The sequence below is a fragment of the Micromonospora sp. NPDC003776 genome (assembly GCF_053605645.1).
The window spans coordinates 22,206-33,661 of sequence record NZ_JBSGJR010000021.1 but is presented as its reverse complement, the minus strand read 5'-3'; the positions used below and the strand labels follow the sequence as shown (position 1 = coordinate 33,661).

General features: G+C 73.3%; 10 protein-coding genes. 4 read left to right on the top strand and 6 right to left on the bottom strand.

Annotation, left to right across the window (positions count from 1 at the left end):
- Positions 1 to 66: 66 nt before the first annotated feature.
- Entirely contained in the window at positions 67 to 936 is an 870-nt protein-coding gene (locus ACWEVO_RS03950) for an alpha/beta fold hydrolase (RefSeq protein WP_452306063.1), read from the bottom strand.
- A 93-nt stretch (positions 937 to 1,029) separates the two neighbouring features.
- On the opposite strand from ACWEVO_RS03950, the gene ACWEVO_RS03945 reads away from it, so the two are divergent.
- Entirely contained in the window at positions 1,030 to 1,584 is a 555-nt protein-coding gene (locus tag ACWEVO_RS03945; RefSeq protein ID WP_452306062.1) for a TetR/AcrR family transcriptional regulator, read from the top strand.
- A 202-nt stretch (positions 1,585 to 1,786) separates the two neighbouring features.
- Here ACWEVO_RS03945 and ACWEVO_RS03940 read toward each other — a convergent pair whose 3' ends face one another.
- Together ACWEVO_RS03940 and ACWEVO_RS03935 are read right to left on the bottom strand one after the other, a co-directional pair.
- Entirely contained in the window at positions 1,787 to 3,292 is a 1,506-nt protein-coding gene (locus tag ACWEVO_RS03940) for a GntT/GntP/DsdX family permease (RefSeq protein ID WP_452306061.1), read from the bottom strand.
- A gap of 25 nt (positions 3,293 to 3,317) precedes the next feature.
- Positions 3,318 to 4,859, bottom strand: coding sequence for a gluconokinase (locus ACWEVO_RS03935; RefSeq protein WP_452306060.1), 1,542 nt, complete (start codon positions 4,857 to 4,859; stop codon positions 3,318 to 3,320).
- Between the two features lie 275 nt (positions 4,860 to 5,134).
- Between ACWEVO_RS03935 and ACWEVO_RS03930 the strand changes: the two genes are divergently transcribed.
- The gene (locus tag ACWEVO_RS03930) at positions 5,135 to 6,304 is read left to right on the top strand and encodes a hypothetical protein (protein ID WP_452306059.1); all 1,170 of its coding nucleotides are present in this window, start codon (positions 5,135 to 5,137) and stop codon (positions 6,302 to 6,304) included.
- Positions 6,305 to 6,307: 3 nt separating this feature from the next.
- Here ACWEVO_RS03930 and ACWEVO_RS03925 read toward each other — a convergent pair whose 3' ends face one another.
- The gene (locus tag ACWEVO_RS03925; RefSeq protein WP_452306058.1) at positions 6,308 to 6,736 is read right to left on the bottom strand and encodes a VOC family protein; all 429 of its coding nucleotides are present in this window, start codon (positions 6,734 to 6,736) and stop codon (positions 6,308 to 6,310) included.
- Positions 6,737 to 6,884: 148 nt separating this feature from the next.
- On the opposite strand from ACWEVO_RS03925, the gene ACWEVO_RS03920 reads away from it, so the two are divergent.
- Positions 6,885 to 8,180: a hypothetical protein gene (locus ACWEVO_RS03920; protein WP_452306057.1), complete on the top strand. Its 1,296-nt coding sequence runs from the start codon at positions 6,885 to 6,887 to the stop codon at positions 8,178 to 8,180.
- On the opposite strand, the gene ACWEVO_RS03915 is transcribed toward ACWEVO_RS03920, so the two are convergent.
- Together ACWEVO_RS03915 and ACWEVO_RS03910 are read right to left on the bottom strand one after the other, a co-directional pair.
- Positions 8,168 to 8,746, bottom strand: a complete 579-nt coding sequence (locus ACWEVO_RS03915; protein ID WP_452306056.1) for a hypothetical protein — start codon at positions 8,744 to 8,746, stop codon at positions 8,168 to 8,170. The genes ACWEVO_RS03920 and ACWEVO_RS03915 overlap by 13 nt on opposite strands.
- Before the next feature lie 152 nt (positions 8,747 to 8,898).
- A complete protein-coding gene (locus tag ACWEVO_RS03910) occupies positions 8,899 to 10,104 on the bottom strand; it encodes a low temperature requirement protein A (RefSeq protein WP_452306065.1) in 1,206 nt (401 codons plus the stop codon).
- Between the two features lie 180 nt (positions 10,105 to 10,284).
- Between ACWEVO_RS03910 and ACWEVO_RS03905 the strand changes: the two genes are divergently transcribed.
- A complete protein-coding gene (locus tag ACWEVO_RS03905; RefSeq protein ID WP_452306055.1) occupies positions 10,285 to 11,454 on the top strand; it encodes a phosphotransferase family protein in 1,170 nt (389 codons plus the stop codon).
- Positions 11,455 to 11,456 lie beyond the last annotated feature (2 nt).

The following is an 11,456-nucleotide window of genomic DNA, read 5'->3' as shown; positions in this document are numbered from 1 at the left end:
GAGCGCGCCGCGCGAGGCGGCCGGCCGGTCGAGCGCCGGCCGCCCGAGGGTGGTCGAGGCCATCGCCTACCGCGCTCGGCGCAGGAAGTCGCGGATCAGGGCGGCGATCTCCGGGCCGTGGGTTTCCAGCGCGAAGTGACCGGTGTCGAGCAGGTGCAACTCGGCGTCGGGGAGGTCTCGACGATAGGCCTCGGCGCCGGCGGCGCCGAAGATCTCGTCGTGCCGCCCCCAGGTGATCAGCGTGGGCGGCTGGTGCTGCCGGAAGTACTCCTGGAAGGCGGGGTACGCGTCGAGGTTGAACTGGTAGTCCCAGAAGAGCTGCAGCTGGATCTCCCGGTTGCCGGGCCGGTCGAGTCCGGCCTGGTCGAGCAGCCAGGCCTCCGGCGCGACGAGGTCCAGCCGGTCGGCCGGTACGCCGTGCGTGTACTGCCACCGGGTGGCTTCCAGGTCGAGCAGCCGGCGTACCGCCGGCTCGTGGGTCTGCCGGTCCTTGGCGTGGGCGAACAGCACGTCCCAGAACGGGGTGAAGCCGTCGACGTACGCGTTGCCGCTCTGGGTGATCAGGGCGGTGACGCGCTCGGGATGGCGACTGGCGAGGCGCAGGCCGATCGGTGCGCCGTAGTCGTGGACGTACAGGGCGAAGCGGTCCAGCCCCAGGCGGTCGACGAGGGCGAGGGTGACCTCGGTGAGCTTCTCGAAGCTGTAGTCGAACCGGTCCACGGGCGGGGCGGAGGAGTTTCCGAAGCCGACGTGGTCGGGGGCCACGAGGTGGTACTCGTCGGCCAGCGCGGGGATCAGGTTGCGGAACATGTGCGAGCTGGTGGGGAAGCCGTGCAGCAGGACGAGGGTGGGCCGGGTGGGGTCGCCGGCTTCCCGGTAGAAGATCTGCTGCCCCTGGACCTCGAGGGTGCGGTGGCGGGTGGTGGACATGGACATGGGTCGTCCCTTCGGAATCGCAGAGAACGATCGTTCTCCGATCGACTGCTACCGTAGGAGAACGATCGTTCTCTGCGCAAGGGGGATCTCACTGTGGACCAGGTCACGGCCGAGGAGAAGCTGCTGGACGCCGCCGACACCCTCTTCTACGAGCGCGGCATCCAGGCGGTCGGCATGGACGCCGTCCGCGCCGCCTCCGGGCTGTCCCTCAAGCGCGTCTACCAGCTCTTCCCGTCCAAGGAGCACCTTGTGGAAGCGGTGCTGCGGCGGCGGGACCGGGCGGTGCGCGACGGCGTCGAGGCGTACACCTCGGTTCCGGGCGATCCGGTCGACCGGGTGTTGGCCGTCTTCGACTACCTCTACGACTGGTTCCGCCAGCCGGGCTACCGGGGCTGCGCCTTCATCAACTCCTACGCCGAGCTCGGCGCCTCCTCCGACAACGTGGCCGACGTCGTCCGTACCCACAAGCAGGCCCTCACCGACCACCTGGCTGAACTGGTCGCCGCGGCCGGCCGGCCACCGGCGCTCGCCGCGCAGCTCGCCATCCTCGCCAACGGCGCGATGGTCACCGCGGCCATCACCGGCTCGGCCGAACCGGCCCGGCAGGCCCGCGCCGCCGCACGACTGCTGCTCGACGCCGAGCGCTGAGGCGACCAGGGCGGGGGTAATACTCGGCCGAGCTCGCCGGCCCGGCAGCGGAGTTCTGAGCACCTACGAACTTGATGACGCAGACGATTCACCGGCGGACCCGGCGCGAGCCGTAGGGCTCGCCGCGTCGGCCTGAGTCGTCCACGTCATCAAGTTCGTAGCCTCTTGCGCGAGTGCCCCGGCCCAGCCGGGCCCGCGCCCGCTACAGGACCAGGTCGAGCAGGAGCACGCCGACGAAGCCGACCACCGAGATGATCGTCTCCATCACCGACCAGCTCTTGATGGTCTGCCCGACGGTCAGCCCGAAATACTCCTTGACCAGCCAGAAGCCGGCGTCGTTGACGTGCGAGAAGAACAGCGATCCGCAGCCGACCGCCAGCGCCAGCAGCGCCACCTCCGGCTGGTTCAGGGTGGAAGCGAGGGGTGCGACGATGCCGGCTGCGGTGATGGTGGCGACGGTGGCCGAGCCGGTGGCGATCCGGATGCCGACGGCGACCAGCCAGCCCAGCACCAGCGGGGAGATGTTCGCGCCCTTGGCGGCGTCCGCGACGAGGTTGCCGACGCCGGCGTCGACCAGGACCTGCTTGAAGCCGCCGCCGGCGGCGACGATGAGCAGGATGCCGGCGATGGCGGGCAGCGACCCGCCGAGGAAGCCGGAGACCTGGGTACGGCTGAACCCGGTCCGGTAGCCGAGGAAGATCATGGCGAAGATGACGCCGGCCAGCAGGGCGACGATCGGGGTACCGATGATGTCCAGCGTTTTGCGCCCGGCGGTGTCCTTGGCCAGGGTCAGCTCGCCGATGGCGCGCAGCAGCATCAGCACCACGGGCAGCAGGACGGTGACCACGGCGGCCCAGAGCGCGGGGGCGCGGCGGGGGCGCTGGCCTTCGTCGATCTGCGCGCCGGGGCGGCCGGTGCCGGGGTTGATCAGGTCGTCCTCGGTGACCAGGTCGCCGTCGGCGTCGAGCCGGCCGCTGGCGGGTGTGGTGGGTCGCTTGGCGTCGGCGACGGCGAGGGGGCGGCGGGTGGGCAGCAGCGCCTCGGGTGCGGTGGCGGGCACGTAGCGGGCGATGAAGTTGCCGAAGACGGGGCCGGCGATGATCACCGTGGGGATGGCGACGAGCAGGCCCAGGGCGAGGGTCTGGCCGAGGTTGGCGCCGAGGGCGTCGATGGCGACCAGCGGGCCGGGGTGCGGGGGCACCAGGCCGTGCAGCACCGACAGGCCGGCGAGCGCCGGGATGCCGATCTTCATCAGCGGTACGTCGACGCGGCGGGACACCAGCAGCACGATCGGCACCAGCAGCACGACGCCGACCTCGAAGAAGAGCGGGAGGCCGATCAGGGCGGCGACGCCGGCCATCGCCCAGGGCAGGGCGGCGCCGGTGACGCGGGCGACGACGCGTTCGACGATGCTGTCGGCGCCGCCGGATTCGGCGAGCAGGCCGCCGATCATGGCGCCGAGGGCGATGAGCAGTCCGACGCCGCCGACGGTGGAGCCGACGCCGGCGCTGAACGAGGTGACGATCTTGTCGGGGGTGATGCCGGCGATCACGCCGAGCACCGCGGCGCCGAGGATGAGCGCCAGGAACGGGTGCACCTTGGCCCAGGCGATGAGCACCACCACCGCGGCGATGCCGAGCACTGCGGCGAGGACGAGTTGGGTGTTCCCGGCGTTGGTGAGCGCCGGTGCGGCGATCAGTGTGTCCACGGCTGTCACGACCTTCCGGTCAGTGTCACTGGGCAGGAGCGGTGGGTGGTGGTTCCGGCGGCAGGCTGGGTGCCAGCCGCCGCAGGGACGCGAACGTCGGCACGAGCGCGTCGTACAGCTCGGAGAAGAGCGGCAGCAGGGCCGCGTAGGTGGCGGCGGCGGCCGGGTCGGGGCGTACGGTTTCCTCGATCCGGACCAGGTCGGCGGCGACGTCGATCGACTCGATCAGGCCCAGCGCCTGCATGCCCAGCAGCGCCGCCCCGAAGCTGGAGCCCTCATGGCCGGCGGGGAAGCGCACGGGCATGCCGAGGGCGTCGGCGAGGATCTGCCGCCACAGTGGGCTGCGGGCGAAGCCGCCGCTGGCCCGGACCTCGCGGACCTCGTTGCCGGCCGCCTTGACCGAGGTGAGGACCAGGGCGAGCTGCTGGCAGACGCCCTCCAGCGCGGCCCGGACCAGGTGTTCGCGCCGGTGGCCGTGGGTCAGCCCGACGTACGCGCCGCGCGGCAGCGCGCTCCAGTGCGGGGCCCGCTCGCTGAGCAGGTACGGCAGCATGATCAGCCCGCCGGAGCCGGTGGGCGCCCGGGCGGCCAGGGCGAGCAGTTCCTCCTCGGCGTGCTCGCCCAGTTCCGGGGCGAGGGCCTCGCCGGCCCACTGGAGCACGATGCCGCCGTTGTTGATCGCGCCGCCGACCACCCAGCGCTGCTCGGTGAGGGCGTAGCAGAAGACGCCGCCGAGCGGGTCGACGCCGGGGCGTTCGACCATCACCCGCATCGCGCCGCTGGTGCCGATGGAGCAGGCGACCTCGCCGGGGTGCACCGCGCCGAGCCCCAGGTTGGCCAGTGGCCCGTCGCCGGCGCCGACGACGAGCGGGGTGTCGGCGGGCAGGCCGGTGGCGCGGGCCGCCTCGGCGGTCAACCCGGGCAGTACGTGGGTGGTGGGGACCAGTTGAGGCAGCTGCTCCTCGATGATGCCCGCGATCCCCAGCGCCTCGGCGTCCCAGGCGAGCCGGTGGATGTCCATCAGCCCGGTGGCGGAGGCGACCGAGTGGTCGGTGACCAGCGCCTCGGCCAGCCGCAGCAGCACGTAGTCCTTGATGCTCACCCAGTGCGCGACGCGTTCGTGCAGTTTGGGTTCCTGCTCGGCGTACCAGACGAGTTTGGCCAGCGGGGCCATCGGGTGCACGGGGGTGCCGGTGCGCCGGTGCAGGGCCAGCCCGGAGGGGGCGGCACGCAGCCGTTCGGCCTGGGCGCTGGCCCGGGAGTCGGCCCAGGTCACCGACGGGGTGAGCGGGTTGCCGTCGGCGTCCAGGCCGATCAGGCTGTGCAGGGCGGTGCTGAAGGACAGGCCGGCGACCGGTCCGTGGAGCTCCGCGACGACCGCCCGGATACAGCCGACCACCGCGTCGAGGATCAGCTGGGGGTCCTGCTCGGCGTAGCCGGGGTGCGGCTCGTCGAGGGGGTAGCCGATCGAGTGGACGGCGAGTTGCCGGCCACCGGTGTCGTACGCGACGGCCTTGGCGCTGGTGGTGCCGATGTCCACGCCCACCACGACGGCCGTCCCGCTCACCGGTCCACCTCCTCGTGAGGGTCGCGGTGCCCGCGACGGCGTGCGGATCCGGGCGTGATCGCCCCTGTGGCTGACGTTACCGAGGCTGCGGGGGCCTCGCATGGCGAAGCGGGAGCCGCCGGCAGCCCCGCAATCGACGCAGCGGATTCCGCCTATCGTGCGGGTCAATCAGCCGATCGGTCAGATTGGTGACTTTCGCGTGTCTTGGTGGGCTTGCTTCTCAGTTGATGTGAATGACACCCCGATTGGTGGGCTCGCGCGGCGAAGGGGTCGGCGTGACGAAGACTGATTCGACGGGTTCCACGTGGCGCTACCGGTGGGCGCACCGGCAGAACGAGCGCCGGCAGCGGTCCTTCCGCGCGGCCGATGAGGCGTGGCGGCGACGGGACGAGGAGCTGCGCCGGCTGCGTACCCTCGCCGGGTCCTTCCACGGCTCGGCCGACGCGGGCGCCGGGCTGCCGATGGAGCTGTCCCCCGGCGAGGTGGTCTTCTGGACCCTGCCCGCCGCGCAACTGGTCGAGGTCCGGCACACCGCCGTGCTGCCCGCCCCCGACCTGCTCGTCGACCCCGAGCCGCCCGCGGTACGCCCGCGCCGCCCCGACGGGGTCAAGGTGACCGACGCCGGGCTGGCCGTGCTCACCAACCGCCGGCTGGTCCTGCTCGGCGGGCGGGGCCGCCGCGACTGGACGTACGGCCGGATGACCGGGCTGTCCCACGACCCGGGCGCGCCGGTGACGCTGATCCAGGTGCTGGACCGGCGGCGTACCTCCGGGCTGCTGCTGCCCACCGGCGCGGTCGCCGACTTCCGGTTCAAGCTGACCCTGGCCTTCGCCGACGCGATCGAGCAGCGGGCCGCGGTGATCGCCCAACTGGACGAGCTGATCGAGGAGCACGAGGCCGCCCGGCCGGTCCGCCCGGCGATCCTCACCCCGGGCCAGGCGCACCTGTCCGCGCGGGTCCCGGGTGGTCGGCGGACCGTCGCCGCCGGCGTGGCCCTCGCGCTGATCGTGCCGGCGATGCTCTTCGAGTCGGACCCGCCGGTGCGTCCCGGCTCGGAGATCGCCTCCGCCGCGACCCCGGCGGCGAGCACCCCGCCCGCGGCCCCGTCGCTGGCCCCGGTCGTGCGGATCGACCAGACCACCGCCCCGAAGCCGCACCGTGGCGGCACCGCCCCAGCGGACCCGCCGTCGCGCCAGGCCACGCCGCAGCCGGCCGGCGAGCGGCGGTGCGGCGCCCCGGTCAACCCCTACGGGTACGACTTCTGCGGCGGTTCCCGCGTCCGCGAACCCGCCTCCGGGGTCTGTGACTGGTTCGACTGCGTGCCCGGGTTCTGGTCCGGGCGGGGCTGGCTGGTGCAGTGCCGCGACGGCACGGTCAGCCTGACCGGCGGGCAGCGCGACTCCTGCGCCGGCCACCGGGGCTTCCGCCGCACTGTGTGGACCTGACGCTCAGCCGAAGTCGGGGACGGTCAGCGTGCCGTCTCCGGCGAGCGGGAAGCCCGGATTCCAGGCGATCTCCCACAGGTGGCCGTCGGGGTCGGTGAAGCAGCCGGCGTACCCGCCGTAGAAGGTGTCCCGGGCCGGGCGGGTGACCGTCGCGCCGGCGTCGGCCGCCCGGTCGAGGAGGTCGTCGACCTCGGCGCGGCTGCGCACGTTCTGCGCCAGGCTCACCCCGCCGAACCCGTCGCCACCCCGGTCGGTCAGGCCGGCGTCGTCGGCGAGCTTGTCCCGCCCCCACAGCACCAGCGCCAGCCCGCCGGCCTGGAAGAAGACGGTCTCCTCGACCTCCTGGCCACGCCACCCGAGCCGCTCGTAGAAGGTGCGGGCCCTGGCCAGGTCGGCCACGCCGAGGGTGATCAGACTGACGCGTTGCTCCATGTCGTGCGACCGTACCCGGCCCGATAGGCCTCCACCGATCGGCCAGCCCGAACGAACCGAACCCCCCTCGATGCGGGGCGTGTCCTTCTCGGACACGCCGGGTTGTACCGAATGGACGCGGAAGCCCTTCATGATGCGAGGCGGCCCGGTGACGGCGACGGACGGTGAGACCCGCGGCTGGCGGGCCCGGTGGGTCGGGCGGGAGAACGAGCGGCGGCGCACGGCGTACGACGCGGCGCTGCAGGCGTGGCGCCGCCGCGACGAGCAGTTGCGCCGCTGCTACACAGAGGCGGAGGAGCCGGCTCCACCGGCCGGCACGGCCGCCGGGCTGCCCGTGCCGCTCGACGACGACGAGATCGTGCTGTGCGTGCAGCCCGCGGCCGAGCTGGTCGAGGTGACCGCGCGGCACACGGCCGACCTGCCGGCCGTGGAGCTGACCGTCCTGCCCGTCGAGGACGCCGGGCGCTCGCCCCGGCTCCCGAAGGGCGTCGGCGTGGTCGACGCCGGGACCGCGGTGGTGACCGACCGGCGGCTGATCCTGGCCGGCCGCAACGGCTGCCAGGAATGGCCGTACGCCGGGCTCGGCGGGCTGGCCCACCACCCCGGGCAGCCGCTCACTCTGCTGCACCCGCAGGGCCCGGGGCGGGTCCGGGGCGTCCGGGTGCCCCGCGGCGTGGCGTCGGACTTCCGGCTGCGGCTGACCGTGGCGTACGCCCAGGCGACCGGGGCGTACCCGGCGCTGCTGGAGGGGCTCGATGACACGATCGTCGCGCACTGGCACGATCGGCCACCGGTCCCTACGCCCGCCACGCCCGCCGACGCCCCGGTGACAGCCCGGCTGGTCCGGCCGGCGCTGATCACCGCCGTCGCGGTGGCCCTCGCCCTCGCGGCCGTCGCCAGCGTGTTCCACGGATCCGTTCCGGACCGGCCGGTGGTCGGGATGGAGGTGAACCACGGCCGCGGGGTGACGCCGATCGACCCGGCCGTCCCGTCCGCGTCCACCGGCCTCGGTGCGCCCGCCAGCTCCGCCGCTCCCGGTGTCACCCGCGCCGCGCCCCACCGGCCGCCGGACGGGCAGCCCGCGCCCGCCGCGACCACCAGCCCCGTCCCGACCCCCACCGCCGACCGGTCCGCGGCCCAGCCCCCGTCCCCGCCCGGCGGGACCGTCACCAGTCCCTCGCCGACCCAGTCCGCCTCGCCGAGCCCCACGGCAACGGACCGCTGCGGCGCGCCGCCCAACCCGTACGGCTACAACTACTGCGCCGGTGACCTCGTCAACAAGCCCGCACCGGACGTGTGCGACTACTTCGCCTGCGCCGCGAACCTCTGGAACGGCAAGGGCTACCTCGTGCAGTGCAACGACGACCTGATCAGCCGGACCGGACAGCAGGGCGGGCCCTGCGCCGACCACGGCGGCACCCGCCGCTCGGTCTACGTGGCCTGAGCTGAGCCGGCGACCGCCCGCAGCGGGACCAGGCCGGCGAGGACCAGCGCGGCGCCGACCGGCAGCAGGTCCAGGTTCACCGCGATCGCCACGAACCCGACCAGCACCAGCACCGGCGCCCACACCGGCAGCAGCCGCGCCCCGACGGCCCGGACCAGCAGCACCAGCAGGCCCAGCTCGAACAGCGCAGGCCCGCCCATCAGGACGACGTCCGGCGGCGGCACCGCGTAGGCGAAGCGTGGGAACAGGTCCCCCAGGATCACCCAGATGAACGCGGCCGCCCCGACCAGCCCGGCCACCGCCGCCACGTCATCCACCACCCACAGCCGGGTGGACCGGGTACGCAGCACCCCGTGCAACCCGACGATCAGCGCCCCGAAGGCGACGACGCCGAGCAGGAACAGGGTGTGCCCGAGGTTCCATCCCCACGCGCCCTTGCTGATGTGGCCGTCGAGGCGGTCGAGCATCCGCAGGGCGCCGTAGCCGAACAGCAGCAGCGCGGCGGTCACGGCCACCGGCCGCAACCAGGGCCGGGCGGTACGCCTCGGCGTGTCGATGATCGTCATTGCCTCAGCCTCGTGGTCAGACCGGCCGCAGGCATCCGGGCCGGACCCGGAGTCGTCCCGGACCGTCCACCCCCGATCGGTCTCGGGGACGCCGGTCACGTCGGGTCGGGTGCTGCCATCGAGGCGCGCACCGCTGCCGCCCAGTTGTGGCGCTACGCGGGCCGGTTCGGCTTGCCGGGCAGCGGCGGGTTCGGTTCGCTGGGGCGCACGCGCCAGGAGATGGTGTCCGAGGCGGCGATCGCGGTGAGGATGACCACGGCAACGGCGGCGATCAGGATCGGTGACAGGAACGCCACCACCGGTGACAGCACGACGAGCAGGAGTAGACCGGCCACCCGGGACACGGCGACCTTGCTGAACGACAGGTAGTCGAGCCGGGCACGTCCGGCCAGGTAGATCGCGGGTCCGCACAGGATGACGGCGGACCAGACCAGGTTGGCCTGGGCGAGCGGATGGGCGATGACGATCTCGTCGCCGACCGAGCTGAGCACGATGCCGCCGGCCATGAACAGATGGGCGTACGAGGCGGACCGGCTGAAGACCGCCGGCGCGGCGCTCGCCGCGATCGCCGCCGGCAGGAGCAGGCCTGCGCGGTAGAAGTAGATCCGCCATAGGAGCGTGGTGATGGCGAACGTCAGCACGAACGCGATCGTCCGGTCCCGCCCGAACCCGTACGTGGCGAATCTGCCGCCCGATGCCAGGATCGTCTCACCGAACGCGATGATCATGATTTGCTGATAGCGCTCGGCGAGATGCTCCGCGGAGACCGCCTGGGTGGTGATCCGGGCTGGGCCGAGCTTGGGCAGCCAGAAGTCCAGCCGGCTCATGGTGTAGCCGAGGGCCGCCGCGAGGAGCCATATCAGCACCCGGGTGGTGCCCTCTGTCAGTGCGCCCGCGATCCACAGCACTCCGGCGAAGCAGTTCCAGATGAGCTGCTGCATCGAGCCGATCGTGGCCTGTGGCTGGCGACGTAGCGCGGCCGTGACGAAGAGGGCTCGCCCGACCTGGATGATCACGTATGTGGCGGCGAAGATCAGGCCGTCCTGGCCGAAGGCGGTGGGCGACGCGGCCGCCATGATCAGGGTGCCGAGCATGATGGGGATGATCACGAGCTGGATCGGGGGCTGGGCGGGGTTGAGGCGGTCCGTGGTCCAGGCGGTGAAGATCCAGACCCACCAGAAGGCGGCGAGCAGGATCACGGTGTGCAGGGCGCCGAGCCAGGTGAGGTTGGTGTACAGGGTGTGCGACAGCCGGGTCAGCGCGAAGACGAGGATCACGTCGAAGAAGAGTTCGACGTAGGTGGCGCGCTGCGGCTCGGCGTGATTCCGCAGCAGGTCGCTCGTGTTGCCGGCGGTCATCGGCACGCCCGTTCTGTCAGTTATGCCGCATCTATGCCGTCAGTCGTACCACGCGCCGCGCAACCCGGGCTCTCCTGCGGGGAATCCAAGCGGGTCGACATACCGCGAACCGGGCACACCCCTCGCCTGCCACCAGAAACCCCCGTGCACGCCGAGGAGCACCGCACTATCGTCCCGCCCGTGTCCCGCACCGTGACCCTCGCCCTGGTCGACCCCACCGGCCGCCCGCTCGGCGCCCTGCCCCCGTACGACGTGCCCGAGCCGTGGTGGCAGCAGGTCGGCGCGATCGTCGACGAGGCCCGCCGCCGCTACGGCGTCGACGTGGCCGTGCTGCGGCTGCTGTCCGCCGACCGGCCCGAACCGCCCGGCGGCAGCCTCACCTACCTGGCCGAGGTGGCCGCACCCCCGGCCGTACCCCTGGCAACGGTCGCGGTGGACCTCGCGCCGCACCCGCTGCGCGCCGCCTGGGCCGAACCCGGCGGCCCGGCCGCCAGCATCGCCTGGGCCACCGCCGAACTGGCCCGGCACGGCCGCCCGGTCACCGCCGTCGCCCAGCACCGCACCTGGAACCTGTCGGCGATCTGGCGATTGGACGGCCCGCACGGCAGCGCCTGGCTCAAGCAGGTGCCCGCGTTCTTCCAGCACGAGGCCGCCGTGCTGCGCTGGCTCGCCACCACCGCACCCGACCTCGTGCCGGCGCTGCTCGCCGCCGACGACACCGGCCGGGTCCTGCTCGACCACATTCCCGGCGAGGACCGCTACGCCGCCGACCCGGCCGAACGGGCCGCCATCGCCGCCGCCCACCACACCGTCCAGCTCCGCGCCGCCGGGGACACCGACACGCTGGTCGCCGCCGGCGTACCCGACCTGCGGGGCCCGGCCCTGGCCCGGTGGATCCGCGACCGGCTGGCCGCGCACGACACGGCGGTGGTGGCCGACCTGCTCGCCGGCCTCGACGACCGGCTCGACCAGGTACGCGACTGCGGGCTGCCCGACACCCTCGTCCACGGCGACCTGCACCCCGGCAACGTGCGCGGCGACGGCCACCGGGCGACGATCATCGACTGGGGCGACGCGTTCGTCGGGCACCCCGCCTTCGACATCCTGCGCCTCACCGAAACCGTCGACGAGGCGACCGCCGGAGCGCTGCTCGACGCCTGGGCCGCCCGCTGGCGGGCCGACGCGCCCGGCAGCGACCCGCATCGGGCGGTCGACCTGCTCCGCCCGGTCGCGCCGCTGCGGATGGCCGCCGTGTACGCGATGTTCCTGGCCGGCATCGAACCCAGCGAGCACCCCTACCACCGGGGCGACGTGCCCGCCTGTCTCAAGCGGGCCGCCGCCCTGGCGTGACC

Bases quoted from the DNA above. Each gene is read 5' to 3' on its own strand.
- ACWEVO_RS03950 (WP_452306063.1), bottom strand. From the start codon at position 936: ATGTCCATGTCCACCACCCGCCACCGCACCCTCGAGGTCCAGGGGCAG.
- ACWEVO_RS03925 (WP_452306058.1), bottom strand. From the start codon at position 6,736: ATGGAGCAACGCGTCAGTCTGATCACCCTCGGCGTGGCCGACCTGGCC.
- ACWEVO_RS03915 (WP_452306056.1), bottom strand. From the start codon at position 8,746: ATGACGATCATCGACACGCCGAGGCGTACCGCCCGGCCCTGGTTGCGG.
- ACWEVO_RS03910 (WP_452306065.1), bottom strand. From the start codon at position 10,104: ATGACCGCCGGCAACACGAGCGACCTGCTGCGGAATCACGCCGAGCCG.